The following is a 17,809-nucleotide window of genomic DNA, read 5'->3' as shown; positions in this document are numbered from 1 at the left end:
AGTTTCAAAGGATAACAAACCGATGGCAGAACAAAAACAAAACAACACTAATATATTTCTGAAACTATTCATTGCATTAATGTTTTTCATTGGTTTTTTGGTATTCATGTACCCTTTTATTGCTAATGGCGTGAATAACTATGTCGCGCAAAAAGAATTAAATGTTGCGAATCAACTAAATCAAAGCAATCAGAAAGCCAGTGCCAAGAAACTCGAAAAATTAATCAAAAAGAACAATCAAAAGTCAGTAGAAAATCAACAACTTGGGATATCACCCGTCAAAAATATCTTAGGGCAAACATTGAACAATGTACCCAAGGAGAGTAGAGGGTACTATCAAAAGCACTCGTTAGGCAGCATATTCATTCCTAAAATATCTCTGAGTTTACCGGTGTTTGATACAACGACTGACAGTCTTTTATATAAAGGAATCACATTACTACCAGGTAGCTCTTATCCTGTTGGCGGAAAAAATACGCACACCGTTTTGATGGGGCATAGTGGTTTGCCTAATCAAGAATTATTTACTCATCTGCACGAATTAAAAAAAGGCGATAAGTTTTTTTTGAAAATATATGGGAAACGTTTAGCTTATCAAGTTATTCGAATCAAAGTAGTTTTACCAACAGATTTAAGTGATATCACAATACAAACTAATCAAGATTTGGCAACTTTGGTCACGTGTACACCCTATATGGTCAATACACATCGATTATTGGTGACTGGGAAAAGAGTACCTTTGGATAGAAGTTCGTTTGATCAACAAGAAAAAAAAGCAGTATCCTATCAGGGGAAATATTTGCTTTGTTTGACGACGCTGATCCTGGTTTTTATAGCGTTGATCTTTTATATCATCAGACGTGAGGTTATTGAATTATTGTCACATAAAAGGAATTATCAGTTATCATTTTTTGTTTATAACAATGGTCACGCTATTTCTGGATACAAGTTCACTGTAGTCGATTTTTTTGGTAAAAAAATATTAAATGATCAAGGTGAATTATGTGAGTCTACGAGTGACTCAAGAGGTTATGTATCATTTGGTGAAATTAGTGGTGGCAAGTATAAAATAATTCCGATGAATTCAAACATGAATATCAAACCTTTTAAAGCAATAGTTAAACATTTAAAAGATAAAAAATTCTATATCAGAAAAGTAGTGAAAAATGGTTACCAAATAGACACAGAAGGTGGCGAAACAAATGACTAAGCGAACTAGTAAAAAAAAGAATAAGCAAAGTATATTTTTAAATATTATTTTTCTTATAGGCTTTTTAGTAGCATTGTATCCCTTTTACGTCGGTGCGCTGAATCACTTTATTGACCAGCAACGAATTAAAACCATTCAAAAAGAAACGACTAAAGATATATCAGCAAAAGAAGCACGTATGCAACAGAAAAATGCACAGTTAAGGAAAGAAGGTATTCAACTTGGTAGCGACCCGTTTTCTGGTGCTACTGACAACGAAAATGGGGTATTGAAGAAGCATTTAATTGGAACAATTAGTATTTCTAAAATTAATGTGCATATTCCACTTTTTGACACAACTAATGAAGAAACACTTAATTATGGTGCAACTGTCTTACAAGGGACATCTTTCCCTTTGGGTGGAAAAGGAACGCATAGTGTTATTTCGGCGCACCGTGGCTTAGCTTCACGAATGTTATTTACGAACTTAAATCATGTTAAGAAAAATGATACTTTTGTGTTAACTGTATTTCATAAAAAATTAGCTTATAAAGTTTTCAAAATTGAAGTTGTTAAACCTGAAAATTACCAAGGACTGCAAGTTGAACCTGATAAAGATTTGGTAACCTTGATAACCTGTACACCTTACATGGTCAATTCTCATCGTTTACTGGTGACAGGATACCGTATCCCTTATAAGAAAAACATGACCAAAAATATTGAAAAGGCTGATACGTTTAACAATATCCATCAAGCGCTTATTATTATTAGTATCATTTTATTAATCGTAGTGCAATTTATTTGCTTGTATAAACGCATCGTACGTATCAAGTTAGCTAAGAAGAAGTTCGATTTATCATTTTATCGTTTAGATATTGATGGTAATCCCGTTTCATCTGTCGCCTTTCAATTGTTCTCTAAGAACAAAAAAATTGCTTTAAAAAGAGATGGAGAACCATTAATCCGTCGTTCGAATGATGAAGGGCTTGTTACATTTGATGATATTCCAGGTAGACTCTACTATGTTAAAGAAGCTACAACTAACGAAAATAGTGGGGTTATTGCTGGCGTAAAAAAGCTAAAAGATAAGAATATGACCTTTTATCCAACTAAAAAGTCAAAACCTTTTTTCCATACGGATAACAATAAACTGTGGATTACGAGATAATTCATGAACTTAAAAAAGTAACGATATTTCGGTTTAATTTTACCAATTCACTCGTGCTATAATAAAATAATGAAAGAATTTTTAACAAACAATTTTGAGCAAACACAAAGTTTAGCTAGTAGAATAGCATCACTTGCTTATCCTGGTTTAGTGATCACGCTGAATGGTGATCTAGGGGCGGGGAAAACAACCTTTACTCAGGGATTTTCACTTGCTTTAGGGGTGAAGTCAAGGGTTAAGAGTCCAACATTTAATATTATGAATACTTATACAGCGCGTGAGTTTCCCATTTATCATTTTGATGCTTATCGCTTGGAAATGACGGGTGCTGATAATCAAGGATTCGAGGACTTTATCGGCACGGATGGTGTAACGCTTATTGAGTGGCCGCAGTATATGAATGATTTGTTGCCAAACAATCGGTTGGACATCACATTTACTCGAGGTGAGGCTGATAATGAACGGACAATAAGTATCGCAGGTGTTGGTTCAGTTATTGAAATTGAGGAAAAACTATGACATTCGATATGAGCCAACCGATCACGTTCAGCTTAGAAGAAGCCAGCTTAGCCAGAGCTGCTGAATGGCAACAATTAATTCAAGAATTAATGGTGGAAACAGATACTTTTTTGATTGCAAGTATGCGTAATGGGGATGAGATACCTGTAAAAAGCGATGCACCGGCAATTACTTTGTTGTTGATTGCTGAACAAGGTGAACAATCATTACCGGTAGGAATAGGATCTATCGAAAATGAAGAAATTGGTGTGGCTATTTTGCAACAATTTCATGGTGCTGGTCTTGGTCAGGATTTAATGCGAGCACTTTTGGACTGGGCTAAACTTAACGAGCTATCAAAAGTATGGCTAGATGTACAAATTGATAATGACATCGCCGTGCATATTTATCAGAAATATGGATTTTTAAGTGTGGGTGAAAAAGAGCACTTTACGTTGCCAAATGGTCGTGATACAGAGTTGCAAAGAATGGCCTTGGAGTTATAACTATGAATTTTGTAGCAATGGATTTTGAAACAGCAAACCGTGAAAAGCATTCGGCGGTTTCTATAGCCTTAGCTGTTGTACGTGATAATCAAGTTGTTGATAAGTTTTATTCATTAATCAAACCGGAAACAACGTTTAGCTCATACAACACAGCTATCCATGGTATTCATCAACAAGATGTAGTTGATGCGCCAAAATTTCCCGAAGTTTGGCAAACAATTTCACCTTTTTTCACAGAAAATAAATTAGTGGTGGCCCATAACGCACCATTTGATAACAGTATCTTAAAAGGAACATTGCAGTATTACCATATTGATGAACCGCATTATTTGCTGTTAGATACGGTACAAACCAGTCGTAAGTTATTTCCAAACTTCGAAAATCATAAGTTAAATACTGTTGCTGGTAATTTAGGGATTACGTTGGATCATCACCATAATGCGCTTGATGATGCAGTAGCTGCAGCCAACATCTTAATTTATGAATCTGATCATTTTGGATCAGAAGTACTTAAACCGTATGTTAAAAATAAATAAAAAGCCGTGCAGTTTATGCACGGCTTTTATTTATATACTAATTTCAAGAAGAATCGGTGCGTGATCCTGGCGCGCACCCGTATCTATAACAGAAGATTTCGTGACATTTTTAGCGATTCTATCGCTAACCAAGTAGTAATCAATTCGCCAACCGGAATTATTGATTTTACTTGTTTTACTAATTTGTGCCCACCAAGTATAAATACTTGGTGTGTCTGGATTTAATAATCGGAAAGTGTCTGTAAATCCAGCATCTAATAGCGCTGAAAACTTTTCCCGTTCTTGGTCAGTAAATCCAGCAGAATGCCGATTTGTCTTGGGATTTTTCAAATCAATTTCTTGATGTGCGACGTTCATGTCACCGCTAAAAATAACTGGTTTGGTAGCATCCAAACTTTGGATATATTCACGATATTTATCATCCCATTCACCGCGTTCAGGTAGACGTACTAATGAGCTACCTGAATTAGGTGTATAGACAGTTGATACGAAAAAATCAGGGAATTCTAGGGTGATGATTCGCCCTTCCAAATCCATGGGGGCGGGTGCAGCAATAGCCGGATACGCTACTTGAATTGGTTCCACCTTGGAGAGCACCATTGTGCCAGAGTAGCCAGAGCGCGCAGTACTAGAGTTCACGTACAAATGGTATTCTGGAAACAGTTCTGCAATAGTTGTCTTTTGTTTTTTTGTTAAGCCTGTTGATTTTAATTTTGTTTCTTGGATGGCAAAAACGTCAGGGCGCATGGCCGCAATTTCGTTTAATGTATGCCAAGTCATTTCACCACGGACACTTTTGTGTTCAACTGCCGCATTGATAGAATCGATATTCCATGAGATAAATTTCAAGTTTTTTTCCCCCTGAGCGTTATATAGACATTCTAACATACTGTTTGTTTTAACGTGTTATCGAGCATAGCGATGCATAAATTCAGGTATTGAGGCACTGATTTTTGTGGGTAGTGTGATGTAATGGGTTTTAGCTAGTTCGTCAGCTATGGCAGAATGAGCATAGACTGCGGCTAAAATTGCTTCTGGAAATGACAGCATAAACTGTGCTGTAAATCCGGCAATCATCCCTGCGAGTGTGTCACCCATCCCCCCGGTAGCCTGGTAAGGTCCACCGACGGGTATTTCAAAAGCACAGTCACTGGTATAAATTTGAGTATGATGTTGTTTTAAAACTAAAATTGGTTTAACATTCATCCTTTGTTGCGCTAGCATATTAAATGCTTCAAAAGATTGTTCATCGATTGTTACACCACTGAGGCGTTGCCACTCCATCTGATGTGGTGTTAAAACGAGCCGTGACTTTGGCCACTTTAACTTGTTTTCAGCAACTAAAGTTAAAGCAGAACCATCAACGATGAGTATTTGGCGTGGCAAAATAACATAGAATGTATGTTGTACTAAATCAATACGATCGCCTAGACCTGATCCGATTAAAATAACGTCTGATTTTTTAATATATTCGGTCAGATCCTCATTAAAGTCAACTACCATGGCTTCTGGTAGTCGACTGTGTAAGGCAGTAAAGTTTGATGGGTCTGTGGCTACGGTTACTAGTCCGGCTCCAGAATTAACCGCAGCCAATGCGTTCATAATTACTGCACCACCAAATTGTGCCGTACCGCCAATGATTAGAACACGGCCATAGGTCCCTTTATGTGAGTCTTTGGCTCTTTTTTTGATAACTCGGTATAAAATATCTTCAGTTAATGTTTTCATAGTTTAATCCTTAGTATTATTTTACACGATAGTTTTACTTAATGCACAAAGAAGGTGATAAGAATACTCATCTAGCGTGACTTTGTATGTGAGCCATTGTGTAGATAGTGTACAATATGTTTATGGAAAAAAATAGTTTTCTTCTCTCTGATGAGGAAAAGTTGTCGACTGAACAGGCCTATTTAATTCGAGATGTGGTTAACTTTGTGAATCAGAGTTTGAAGCAAGAAAAAAAGAAAGTATTGATTATTGAAGGCGGCGCCGGCTCAGGGAAAAGTGTTGTCCTCTTTGAAATATTTAAACAACTTCAACATGCCGTGTTAAATAATGAATTGTCAGTACTTCATCAGACCAATAATTATTTACTTGTCAATCATGCTGAAATATGGAAAATATACCGTGATTTGGCAGGAAAAACTGAAGAATTAAAAAAGAAACAGTTTCTAAAACCTACAACTTTTATTCATCAAATGGATAAAGCGCAACGTCATGCAGATGTTGTATTAATTGACGAAGCACATTTATTGTTAACTGAACCTGATCCTTACAATAAATTCAATCAAACCAACCAACTAGTTGAGATTATCAAACGGGCTCAAGTCATTATTTTAGTTTTTGATAGTCATCAAGTCTTAAAATTCAAAAGTATGTGGACAAATCAAAAGTTAGAAGAAATCGTTTCGCAGTACGCACCAAAAAGATATCAATTAAGTAATCAATATCGTATGCTTGGTCATAATGAGCATGTTGTTCAATGGATTGACAATTTAACACAAAATAAAGAAATTTCAACATTGGATAATATCGATGGATTCGATTTTCAGATTTTTTCAAATGCTAATGCCCTTTACAGAATGATTCAACAACAAAATAAGCGAGTGGGCATGTCACGTTTGTTAGCGACTACGGATTATCCGTATACAGTTAATCGCGGTACTTGGTATGTGACAATAGACGATTTTAAATTGCCTTGGGACCAGTTAGATACAGGTACAACACCATGGGCGTTGAGACCGGAAACAATTCATGAAGTTGGATCAGTGTACACAATTCAAGGTTTTGATTTAAACTATGCGGGTGTGATTATCGGGCCTAGTATCACATTTGATGACGAAAAGAATAAAATCGTGGTTCATACCGAAAAATATGAGGATAATGCTGCTTTTCGGCAAACAAAGGGGCACTCATTTAGTGAGCAAGACAAAGAATCAATTATGTTGAATGCGCTAAATGTACTATTAAAACGTGGCCGACAAGGATTATATATTTGTGCTGCAGATCGTGTATTGCGTGCGAAATTAGCTACGATTATTAAAAAATCGTAGTTATAGCGTTATATAGTATATGAATTATTTGAGTATTATTCCTGACATGAATATTAGAAAAAAATGCCATAACAGGGTATAATTATTATACGAGTTACTAGAAAGGTTAAAAAAATATGACAGTTGATTGGAAACAAGAAACAGAGAAACGTAAAGCAGCCTATATTGAAGATTTAAAAGCCTTATTGGCTGTTGAGTCTGTTCGTGATGATTCACAAGCAACGCCTGATGCACCTTTAGGGCCAGGCCCAACGGCTGCTTTAGTTAAGATGTTGTCTATTGCTGAGCGAGATGGTTTCACTACCAAAAATATTGACAACATTGTAGGCTATATTGAAATTGGTCCTAAAGATGCTGATGAATATGTCGCTATTTTGTCTCACGTTGATGTGATGCCTGCAGGAGAGGGTTGGGATACTGAGCCATTTGAGCCTGTTGTAACGGATGATAAGATTATTGCCCGCGGTGCTTCAGATGACAAGGGACCAGGAATGTCAGCCTACTATGCTTTCAAAATTTTGTCTGATTTGAATGTACCATTGAAACGTCGGGTTCGTCTGATTTTTGGAACTGACGAAGAAAATGATTGGACGGGGATGACTCGTTACTTTGAAGTTGAGCCAGAGCCTGTATTTGGCTTCTCACCAGATGCTGAATATCCAATTATCAACGGAGAAAAGGGAAATGTTCAAGTAATCATCAAGGGTGAGGCGACTAATGGTGGAACTGTTATGCTTGTTGATTTTGAGTCTGGATTGCGTACGAATATGGTTCCTGGAATTGCTCGTGCAACGGTAAAATCATCTCATTCAGAAAAAATCGTAACAGAATTCCAAGAGTTTTTGGTTGCAAATCCAAAGATATCTGGTTCCACTGAAACTGATGGTGAAATCATCAAATTTGTCTTAAACGGTAAGCAAGTTCATGGAGCGATGCCCGAAACAGGAGAAAACGCTGGAACTTACTTAGCAAACTTCCTGCAAGACTTTGATTTTGGTGGTACAGCTAAGTCATTCTTAACGTATTTGGGAACACCAGCACACGATGATACTATTGGCGAAAAATTCGGTGTTCAATATACTGATGATGTGATGGGACCTTTGTCTATGAATGTTGGTATTCAGAAATTTGTTGATGGTGGCGAGGCCTTTATTAACTTTAATTTCCGTTATCCAAAGGGAATTACACCGGAAAAAATTGAAGCAGGTCTTGCTTCTCAATTGAATGGATGGAATGTAAAACCAACGATTGGTGGACATGCTCAAGTCCCTCATTATGTTGCACCTAGTGACCCAATAGTGGAAACATTATTGCGTGTTTATCATGACCAAACCGGTTTGCCAGCACATGATCAAGTCATTGGTGGTGGCACATACGGTCGTTTAATGAAACGTGGTGTTGCTTATGGTGCACTATTCCCAGACTCACCAGACACAATGCACCAAGTTAACGAATTTGCTTTACTTGATGACTTGTACCGCTCAATTTCGATTTATGCACAAGCAATTGCTGAAATTACTAATTTAGACTAAACAGCTTTTTGAAGCTGTTTTTATTTTTGTGTTATTGATTTAAATTTAATGTTCAAACGCTAATATAGTAAACAACTAAATAAAGGAGAAACCATTATGATACTATTGATTATTGTCGCTGTCGGTTTAGTGAGTGTTTCATTGAAAAAAGTTTTACATGTCGGACAACCACAGCCAGTTCGTGTGAAAAACAGCTGATGAGCTGTCCTTTTTTGTGATCTAAATGTAATATGCTATGACCTTTTTTTGTGATCTAATTGAGTTAATAATATGATTGGAAGAAAATAGTATGGCAATTGCAAATCCAGAGACAAAATCAATTCATTCTTTACTTTCAGAAAATGAGGCTCGTTACCACGTTCCAGCATATCAACGTGAATACTCGTGGCAAAGCGTTCAACTTGAAGATTTGTGGGATGATTTAGAGGAAGTATTAAAAGATGACTCAGATGAACATTTTTTTGGTCAAATTGTGACAAATACATCCGAAAATGGTTATGAGGTGATTGACGGACAACAACGTTTAATTACGTCAACACTACTATTGGCATCAATACGAAATGTTGCTAACCATTTTATTAGTGATGAAAAGTATAGTTCTCAGCTTAGCGATGATGAGAAGTATAATGCTCGTCGCAGGGTTGATGATATTCAGGAAAATTACTTATTAGCAAGTGATCTTACGACACCTATCTTAACTTTGCCCTCAGAAAATGACGTTGCTTCTTTTTTTACTACATTATTATTAAAAGGAAATACATCAGATAGTAGTAACCAAACTGAAAAAAACTTAAACAATGCATTTCTGTACTTTCAAAAACATGTGAAGGAATACATATCTAAAGATGGAGTGACAAATTTAGGTGTTCCTGAACAATTAAAAAGGTTAGAACATCTAGTTCAAGTATTTACTAAAAGATTTAAGGTGATTTTAATTAACACATCGTCTACAAAAGACGGATTTGTCATTTTTGAAACACTAAATGCACGTGGAAAAAGCCTGGAAGAAGCAGACTTATTAAAGAATTTATTACTTGGCTTTTTAGCTGATGATGCTGATAATGCAAATAAAAAATGGGAAAAAGTGTTCAATACGCTAGATCGTAAATCTAACGATACTTCAAGATATATTCGATCCTATTGGGCGTTTAATTCGGGATTAGTAAATCAAGATAAGCTCTTCCGAACAATGAGAAAAAGTAAAAACCTACAAAATTCAGCTGACGCTAGGAGAATACTGGACGAATTAGCAAAATATGTGGATATATATCAAGGGTTAGTAAAAGGATTGAAGTCATATTTTAAAGATCAAGAATTAGCAAATTTAGTAGACACTGCTTCATTATTGGTCAAAACTTTTCATCCAATTATATTGGCATTGTACGATCGAGCATTTGAGGAAGCAGATATTAGAAAAGTTTTGCATAAAATATTGAGTGTTTATGCTACTAATATATTTATATTAGGCGAAGTTGCCAACGATTTAGAGAAGGACCTAGTGCGTGTTGCTAGAAATATCAAAACTGGAATAGCAACAACTGTTGAAGATATAACAACTGAGTTAGGTGAAATTGAGAAAAAAGAACGAGCTCAGCTTACTTTACCGTTTTGGAATAGAGATAAATGGACAATTAATCAGTCCCGTAATACGAAACAAGGGCATGTGTTTTTATTATCCGAACTACTTTCAGTAGAAGATGGAGAAACCATATCTTCATATGATTTGTTTAAGGGAAATAAAAATCCAAAGTATCGTTTAATCAGAATAGCTAATGATGAACAACTTGGTAATGATAGAGATTTTGTTAATAGATTTGGTAATTTTACACTGCTTGAAAAAAGTTTAACCTGGGATGAAGAATGGTCATTACAGTTAAAATTCAAAAAATTAAGTCAATCTAAAATTATAAATAATAAATTAATTTCACAAGTTATCACTGAGTGGAACGCCAATCAAATCGAGAAAAGAACAGCAAAATTTGTTAGAAATATGAATGCTATTTGGTAATCAACTTGATCCAAAATCAAAACTGATCAACAATTAAGATCTCAATACTTGACAAAATAAAGGATCACGACTATGATTAGCAGCAACAAGCAACAAGCAACAAGCAACAAGCAACAAGCAACAAGCAACAAGCAACAAGCAACAAGCAACAAGCAACAAGCAACAAGCAACAAGCAACAAGCAACAAGCAACAAGCAACAAGCAACAAGCAACAAGCAACAAGCAACAAGCAACAAGCAACAAGCAACAAGCAACAAGCAACAAGCAACAAGCAACAAGCAACAAGCAACAAGCAACAAGCAACAAGCAACAAGCAACAAGCAACAAGCAATCATTCAGTTGAGTTACGACCGTTTATTAAATGGGTCGGTGGAAAAAGGCAACTATTACCTGAATTGGCTAAGTATGTTCCGAAAAATTTTGGGACATACTTTGAGCCATTTTTAGGTGGCGGTGCCTTTTTACTTAACCTAAAACCGGAATGTGCAGTTATTAACGATTTTAATTTAGAACTATTCATAACATGGCTAACCGTACGTGATCAACCTGAAAAAATGTTGGAGTTGTTACGAAAATATCAAGCTAGTCATAGTAAAGAATTATATTTAGATTTACGGTCAGCCGACCGTGATGGCCGTTTAGAAAATATGACATTTGTTGAGCGTGCAGCGCGTTTCGTATATATGAATAAGGCAGGTTTTAATGGGCTATGGCGCGTTAATAAAAAGGGCCAAAATAATGTGCCATTTGGTAGTTATAAAAATCCAAACGTTGCGGATAAAACAAATATTTTTTCCTCTTCAAAATATTTAAATACAGCACAAATTAAAATTTTAAATGGTGATTTTGAACAAGCTGTTTCAGAAGCAAAATCCGGTGATTTTGTATATTTTGATCCACCCTATATTCCAATATCTGAGACAAGTAGTTTTACGAGCTATAGTTCATCATTTGGTTATGATCAGCAAGTTAGATTGCGCGATTTGTTCAAACATCTACATGAAAATGGTGTTCATGTGTTGTTGTCTAATTCTGATGTGCCTTTAATTAATGAGCTTTATGGAGATATTAAAGGAGTGAAGATTGAACATGTTAGTGTAAACCGATCTGTTGGTGCACATGCTAATTCACGTAAACGTGTGGCTGAGGTAATTGTGCATGGTTAATGGTGCAAAAAATATAGTTTGGCAAAAAGTTTTGAGCATGCGCGCTAACGATATGAAACTACTTAAATCAAATGGATTTTTCGAAATCACGGCCATGGAAGTCAATCGGATTTCAAAAAAAATGTCGGGACCAGATTTTCGAAACTTATCAAAATTTGATAAAAAAGAAGATTTACCAGACGTATTTTTAGAAAATGAACTAAATATTTTGCCAATATCACGTAAAAAGTATTTGGTTGGGCATTTTAATGAGTATGCCGATCTATCTGAAAAAAATCCAACAAAAATTGAAAAATATCCAATTCCTAACTTAGAGTCTTTGTTGGGAAATTCGGATAAATGGAACGAAAATAGCTGGATTAGTGCAGGATTGGCAGCTAACGCATTTGACTCTTCCTTTGACGATTCAGATTTTATTCGTACGCTAAATGGCCGAATGGGCGGTGGAAAATGGCGATTTAATATTACAAATCACCAAGGTGACAGAGTTTTTAATTTACAACTTGAAAATCCTCAAATCGAAATTGATACAGTTTTAGAATCACCTAAAGCAGTCTATATCATTGAAGCAAAGCAGGTTAAAGAGACTAACTTTCTGGTTCGACAACTTTATTTTCCTTATCGCAAATTATTATCTGACTTTCAAATTACCAGAAAGCCAGTAGTTCCGGTTTTTTTTGAGATTAATGCGGCCAGTCAATATGCGCGTATTCGAGTTTTTCAATTTGATAATATTTATCATTATAATAGTATTAATGAAATTCGACGTTTTGAGTTTCAATTTATTGATCGAGATGAAACAGAAACCAAAGAATCCTTACTAATTTATGCTCAAAGTGTCGTCACAAAGCCAACCAAGGGACAACTTTTCCCCCAAGCTAACGATATGGCGAAAGTCATTGAATTGATGATGTTGTTGAAAAATAAAAAAATGGAACGTCAGGAAATCGCGGATGCATTCGGTTTTGATCCGAGACAGGCAGAATATTATGTTAAGAATATTTTAATGTATTTTGATTTAGCCTTTCAAAAAGAGACATTATTTGAACTAACAGTACGAGGTCAACACATTATTAATCAAAATGTGGGTAAGCGTAATGTATTATTAGCTAGAGAAATTGTGTCTTATTCTTTATTTAATCGACTCATTCAATTAAGAATTCGGATAAATAAGAAATTAGATAAACAGAAAATCATTGAGGAAATGGTTACTGAAAAATTACAATTAAGCATCTCAACCATAGAACGTAGAGCGAGTACGGTAAATGCCATTATTGAATGGATTATGTTACAAATTACTGATTAACTTTATGTAAGTTAGAAAAATATTATTAATAATTTTTTCTTTTTTGATATTGTTAATTTATCAGTAAAGTTAAATACACAATTATATAGATAAAATGGTTGTGATATTCTTGAATTTAGTCTAAAATTATATAGTATTGAAAACTCGGAGGAAATAACATGTCTAAGTGGACACCAGCTGCGGATGAAAAAAACCAAGGCACATTAGAATTTGAAATCGCGCGTGCGCAAGTTGAAGAAGGTTTGGAACAAGCTTTCCAACGTAATAAGAATGAAGTTAGTATTCCTGGATTCCGTAAAGGTAAGGTAACTAAGCAACTCTTCTTCCAAAAGTTTGGTGAAGAAGCTTTGTACCAACAAGCAATGGATATTGTTTTGCCTGCTGCCTATGAAGCTGCAATTGATGAAGCTGGTATCACACCAGTTGGTCGCCCAAACATCGAACCCGTTTCAATGAATAAGGGTGAAGCTTGGACTTTAAAGGCTGTTGTCAAGACTGCCCCTGCTATTAAGTTGGGTGAATACTTGAACCTTGAAGTTGAAGCACAAGATGAAGAAGTTACTGATGCTGATGTAGATGCTGAAATTAAGCGCTTGCAAGATGGTCAAGCAGAATTGGTTTTGCAAGAAGAATCAGTTAAAGCCGAAAACGGTGACACTGTTGTGATTGATTTTGACGGATCAGTTGATGGCGTTAAGTTTGATGGTGGACAAGGTAAGGACTTCTCTCTAGGCTTGGGCTCAGGTCAATTTATTCCTGGATTCGAAGAACAATTAGTTGGTCATACAGCTGGTGAAGATGTCAATGTTAACGTAACATTCCCTGAAGATTACCAAGCTGCTGACTTGGCAGGTAAGGAAGCTTTGTTCGAAGTAACTATTCATGAATTGAAGCGCAAGGAATTGCCTGAATTAGATGATGAATTTGCCAAGGATGTTGATGAAGAAGTTGAAACATTGGCTGAATTAAAGGAAAAGACATCTAAGAAGTTAGCTGATGAAAAAGTGCAAGCTGCTAAAGCAGCTTTTGAAGATGCTGTTATTTCTAAGGCAGTTGATAACGCTTCAGTTGATGGCGATGAAATTCCAGCAGAGATGATCGACGAAGATGTACATCGTCAAATCGACCAATACTTGGGACAATTGCAACAACAAGGCATTTCTCGTGAAATGTTCTTCCAAATCTCAGGTCAAACTGAAGATGATTTGCATAAGCAATTTGCAGAAGGTGCTGAAACTCGTGTAAAGACGAGCTTAGTATTGGAAGCAATTGTTGCAGCTGAAAAGATTGATCCTTCAGCAGAACAAGTTTCTGAAGAAGTTGCTAACTTGGCTGCGCAATACAACATGGAAGAAGATAAGGTGCGTGCTGCCATTTCTGAATCAATGTTGAAGCATGATATCGCTATGCGCGAAGCTGTTAAGAAAGTGACAGATTCTGCTAAAGCAGTTTAAGTAAAATAAAAAAAGCCTGTTGGCTTTTTTATTTTGGCTCGAATTATTTTATAGGCCCACATACTATCATAATTTACTATTTCGTGCGCACGAATAAACTGGTAGAATGGAGGAAGTAACTAAAAGTTTAGGATAATAATCATGGCGAATACACCAAATTTTGAAGAAGAAATACACTGCAGTTTTTGTGGAAAATCTGCAAGTGAAGTAAAAAAGATTGTTGCCGGGCCAAATGATGTTTACATTTGTAATGAGTGTGTCGCTTTGGCTGAAGGCATTATTGAGGAAGAATTAACTGTAGATCGTGCAGCAGAAGTTTTGTCACTGCCAACACCACACGAGATTGTTAATGAATTAAATGATTATGTTATTGGGCAAGAGGATGCTAAAAAGACTCTGGCGGTAGCTGTATATAATCACTATAAACGTATTAATGAAAACGTGGCGCCAACATTAGATGTTGAGCTACAAAAATCAAACATTGCTTTGATGGGACCAACTGGTTCGGGGAAAACTTATTTAGCACAAAGTTTGGCACGTATTTTGAACGTACCATTCGCAATTGCTGATGCAACTACATTGACTGAAGCGGGTTATGTTGGTGAAGACGTTGAAAATATTATTTTGAAATTACTACAAGCAGCTGATTTTGATGTTGCAGCTGCTGAGCGTGGTATTATTTATGTTGATGAAATTGACAAAATTGCTAAAAAATCAGAGAACGTATCTATCACACGTGATGTTTCTGGTGAAGGCGTTCAGCAGGCACTATTAAAAATGCTTGAAGGAACAACTGCCAGCGTGCCACCACAAGGTGGGCGTAAACATCCGCAACAAGAGTTAATTCAAGTGAATACGACCAACATTTTGTTCATTGTTGGTGGTGCGTTTGCGGGAATTGACACAATCATTAAGGAACGACTGGGCGAACGAGTGATTGGCTTTGGTTCAGATGCTAATGAAAATGCTGAGGCCTTAAATGATGATAATATTTTGCATCATGTGCAACCAGAAGATATGACCAAGTTTGGATTGATTCCAGAATTTATAGGGCGTCTGCCTATTGTAACTGTTCTAGACGAGTTGACTATTTCTGACTTAACCAGAATTTTGACAGAACCTAAAAATGCTTTAATCAAGCAATACACTGCTCTTCTAGGCCTAGATGATGTTGAACTTGAATTTCAACCGGATGCATTGGATGCAATGGCTAGCGTTGCGATTAAGCGACACACGGGCGCTCGAGGATTACGTTCAATCATTGAAAATGTAATGAAGGATGTCATGTTCGATATTCCCAGTCGTGATGATGTTGCTAAAGTTATTATTACCAAAGCTAGCGTGGAACAAGGTGAACAGCCCGAACTACAATTAAAAAAGGTGAGTGAATAAATGGATGTACACAATGTCGAAATGGTGATGAGTGCTGTATCAGCATCTCAATATCCAACAGACGGAAAACCTGAAATAGCTTTGGTTGGCCGTTCAAATGTCGGTAAATCTTCTTTAACAAACACACTAATCCAACGGAAAAATTTTGCGCGTACATCTTCACAACCAGGTAAGACACAAACGTTAAACTTTTATGATGTTGAAGATAAGTTATATTTCGTTGATGTTCCTGGATATGGATATGCTAAAGTCTCAAAGGCTCAACGTGAAGCTTTCGGTGTCATGATTGAAGAATACATCACTAGTCGTAAACAGTTGCGTGGTGTCATTAGTTTAGTAGATGCACGCCATGAACCGAGTGAAGATGATATCTCGATGTATGAGTGGTTACATTACTATAATATTCCAATTCTAGTTGTAGCAACTAAATCAGATAAAATTTCGCGTGGTAAGTTTAATAAAGCTGAGTCAGTCATTAAAAAGGCATTAGGCTTTGATAATGAAAACAGTAATTTTCAGTTTTTCTCATCGGAAACAAAATATGGTAAAGATGAAGTATGGAATTGGATTGAACAACATATCTAAAATGTTGGCAGGAATGCCAACTTTTTTTATTTTCACCACTAAGTGCTATTGGTTGACGTATCTCAAAACCAGCGTAGAATTAAAAAATAAAAAGAGGACTTTATGACAAAATATAACGACGAAGAATTACGTGCCCGTTTGTCACCAGAAGAATATGAGGTGACCCAACATGCAGCAACGGAGCGTCCGTTCACGGGTAAGTATGATCAATGGTGGGCAGATGGTATTTTTGTTGATGTTGTCAGTGGTGAACCATTATTTAGTTCAACGGATAAATACGATGCTGGCTGTGGTTGGCCATCATTTACAAAAGGAATCGATGACGACGAGCATTTACAAGCAAATACAGATCGGTCATTAGGAATGACAAGGACAGAAATCACCTCAAAAGAAGCGGCTTCACATCTAGGTCATGTGTTTAATGATGGATTACCTGAGCGTGGTGGCTTAAGATATTGTATTAATTCAGCTAGTTTACGGTTCATTCCCAAAAAAGATTTAGAAAAAGATGGTTACGGCCAATATTTGAAGTTGTTCGAAGATTAGGTTAATAACTGTCTTTTGGACTTTAAAGTCTCCCTAAACTAAGCGTTTTTTAGGTTAATTACTGATATAATGAAAGAAATAATTATTAGGGAGAATATATAATGGTTGAGGAACCAATTTGGCAGCGGTTTTGGCGCTACTTTAACCCTGTGAACATTTTCAAAGAATTGTTATTTGGCTGGAAATGGGCTGAGGGTGTACTATTTTTGGTACTGATTTTACTTCAATTGCTGGTTTGGACACTAGGGGTTGTTCATAATAGCACGTTTGATTGGGTGGGATTGATGACAGGGATAATGAATATTATCACTGTTGTGTTGGTTGCTAAGGGGCGCATAACAAATTATTTTTGGGGGCTGATTTATTCGGTCATGTACATGCCATTGGCATTTCAGTCACAGTTGTTTGGTGAAGTTGCTTTAAGTGCATTTTGGGTTGTCATGCAATTTGTTGGTATTGCAGCCTGGCTTGGCTTTATGAAAAGTGATAATTTATCAGAAAAAGACAGCCAAGATGTAGTAGCAACTAAATATATGACTTTAAAACAATGGCTGCTAGTTATCCCAGTTTTCTTGGTGATATTAGTGATTGTTGGTATGATTTTACATCAAGCTGGGTCAAGACAACCATATATGGATGGATTGACGACGACCATATCAATGGGGGCTCAAATTTTGCAAACTGCAAAGTTTGCGGAATCATGGTATGCTTGGTTACTATTTGATATAGTCGAAATTATTTTGTGGGGACGTGCTTGGACAGGACATGCGGATCCTAGTGCGTTTGCCATGTTAGGTATGAACCTTGCCTTATCTGTTAATGCGATATACGGTATTATTCAGTGGCGAAAGTTAACCAAAAAAGAATGAA

General features: G+C 36.3%; 18 protein-coding genes. 16 read left to right on the top strand and 2 right to left on the bottom strand.

The window, feature by feature from the left end; translation table 11 throughout:
- Positions 1-22 precede the first annotated feature (22 nt).
- From GJV51_00400 to GJV51_00380, 5 genes are all read left to right on the top strand, one after another.
- On the top strand, positions 23-1,210 hold the full coding sequence (locus GJV51_00400; GenBank protein QGM24540.1) for a class C sortase: 1,188 nt from the start codon (positions 23-25) through the stop codon (positions 1,208-1,210).
- Positions 1,203-2,357, top strand: a complete 1,155-nt coding sequence (locus GJV51_00395) for a class C sortase (GenBank protein QGM24539.1) — start codon at positions 1,203-1,205, stop codon at positions 2,355-2,357. The genes GJV51_00400 and GJV51_00395 overlap by 8 nt, the downstream gene beginning before the upstream one ends.
- Positions 2,358-2,426: 69 nt before the next feature.
- Positions 2,427-2,876 (top strand): tRNA (adenosine(37)-N6)-threonylcarbamoyltransferase complex ATPase subunit type 1 TsaE, encoded by a 450-nt coding sequence (gene tsaE, locus GJV51_00390; protein ID QGM24538.1) that lies wholly within the window; start codon positions 2,427-2,429, stop codon positions 2,874-2,876.
- Positions 2,873-3,361: a GNAT family N-acetyltransferase gene (locus GJV51_00385; GenBank protein ID QGM24537.1), complete on the top strand. Its 489-nt coding sequence runs from the start codon at positions 2,873-2,875 to the stop codon at positions 3,359-3,361. The genes tsaE and GJV51_00385 overlap by 4 nt, the downstream gene beginning before the upstream one ends.
- A 2-nt stretch (positions 3,362-3,363) precedes the next feature.
- On the top strand, positions 3,364-3,897 hold the full coding sequence (locus tag GJV51_00380) for an exonuclease (GenBank protein ID QGM24536.1): 534 nt from the start codon (positions 3,364-3,366) through the stop codon (positions 3,895-3,897).
- 30 nt (positions 3,898-3,927) lie between these two features.
- On the opposite strand, the gene xth is transcribed toward GJV51_00380, so the two are convergent.
- Together xth and GJV51_00370 are read right to left on the bottom strand one after the other, a co-directional pair.
- A complete protein-coding gene (gene xth, locus GJV51_00375; protein ID QGM24535.1) occupies positions 3,928-4,746 on the bottom strand; it encodes an exodeoxyribonuclease III in 819 nt (272 codons plus the stop codon).
- A gap of 57 nt (positions 4,747-4,803) precedes the next feature.
- A complete protein-coding gene (locus GJV51_00370) occupies positions 4,804-5,625 on the bottom strand; it encodes an NAD(P)H-hydrate dehydratase (protein QGM24534.1) in 822 nt (273 codons plus the stop codon).
- Between the two features lie 116 nt (positions 5,626-5,741).
- Between GJV51_00370 and GJV51_00365 the strand changes: the two genes are divergently transcribed.
- The 11 genes from GJV51_00365 (at position 5,742) to GJV51_00315 (ending at position 17,808) form a co-directional block, all read left to right on the top strand.
- Positions 5,742-6,950 carry a DUF2075 domain-containing protein gene (locus GJV51_00365; GenBank protein ID QGM24533.1) on the top strand — a complete coding sequence of 403 codons (1,209 nt, stop codon included), beginning with the start codon at positions 5,742-5,744 and terminating at the stop codon, positions 6,948-6,950.
- A gap of 116 nt (positions 6,951-7,066) precedes the next feature.
- Entirely contained in the window at positions 7,067-8,482 is a 1,416-nt protein-coding gene (pepV, locus tag GJV51_00360; GenBank protein QGM24532.1) for a dipeptidase PepV, read from the top strand.
- 289 nt (positions 8,483-8,771) lie between these two features.
- Positions 8,772-10,490, top strand: a complete 1,719-nt coding sequence (locus GJV51_00355; GenBank protein ID QGM24531.1) for a DUF262 domain-containing protein — start codon at positions 8,772-8,774, stop codon at positions 10,488-10,490.
- A 72-nt stretch (positions 10,491-10,562) separates the two neighbouring features.
- Positions 10,563-10,937, top strand: coding sequence for a hypothetical protein (locus tag GJV51_00350; GenBank protein QGM24530.1), 375 nt, complete (start codon positions 10,563-10,565; stop codon positions 10,935-10,937).
- Positions 10,847-11,656, top strand: coding sequence for a Dam family site-specific DNA-(adenine-N6)-methyltransferase (locus GJV51_00345; GenBank protein QGM24529.1), 810 nt, complete (start codon positions 10,847-10,849; stop codon positions 11,654-11,656). Before GJV51_00350 ends, GJV51_00345 begins: the two co-directional genes overlap by 91 nt.
- The gene (locus GJV51_00340; protein ID QGM24528.1) at positions 11,649-12,962 is read left to right on the top strand and encodes a hypothetical protein; all 1,314 of its coding nucleotides are present in this window, start codon (positions 11,649-11,651) and stop codon (positions 12,960-12,962) included. Before GJV51_00345 ends, GJV51_00340 begins: the two co-directional genes overlap by 8 nt.
- Positions 12,963-13,120: 158 nt before the next feature.
- Positions 13,121-14,416, top strand: coding sequence for a trigger factor (locus GJV51_00335; GenBank protein QGM24527.1), 1,296 nt, complete (start codon positions 13,121-13,123; stop codon positions 14,414-14,416).
- Between the two features lie 141 nt (positions 14,417-14,557).
- Complete coding sequence (gene clpX, locus GJV51_00330; protein QGM24526.1) at positions 14,558-15,808, top strand: ATP-dependent Clp protease ATP-binding subunit ClpX; 1,251 nt, start codon at positions 14,558-14,560, stop codon at positions 15,806-15,808.
- Positions 15,809-16,393 (top strand): YihA family ribosome biogenesis GTP-binding protein, encoded by a 585-nt coding sequence (locus GJV51_00325; protein QGM24525.1) that lies wholly within the window; start codon positions 15,809-15,811, stop codon positions 16,391-16,393.
- Between the two features lie 102 nt (positions 16,394-16,495).
- Positions 16,496-16,939, top strand: a complete 444-nt coding sequence (gene msrB, locus GJV51_00320; GenBank protein ID QGM24524.1) for a peptide-methionine (R)-S-oxide reductase MsrB — start codon at positions 16,496-16,498, stop codon at positions 16,937-16,939.
- Between the two features lie 101 nt (positions 16,940-17,040).
- A complete protein-coding gene (locus GJV51_00315; GenBank protein QGM24523.1) occupies positions 17,041-17,808 on the top strand; it encodes a nicotinamide mononucleotide transporter in 768 nt (255 codons plus the stop codon).
- Position 17,809 lies beyond the last annotated feature (1 nt).

Source organism: Leuconostoc mesenteroides subsp. mesenteroides, assembly GCA_009676745.1.
Lineage (GTDB): Bacteria > Bacillota > Bacilli > Lactobacillales > Lactobacillaceae > Leuconostoc > Leuconostoc koreense.
This window is presented reverse-complemented; position numbering and strand designations above follow the sequence as displayed.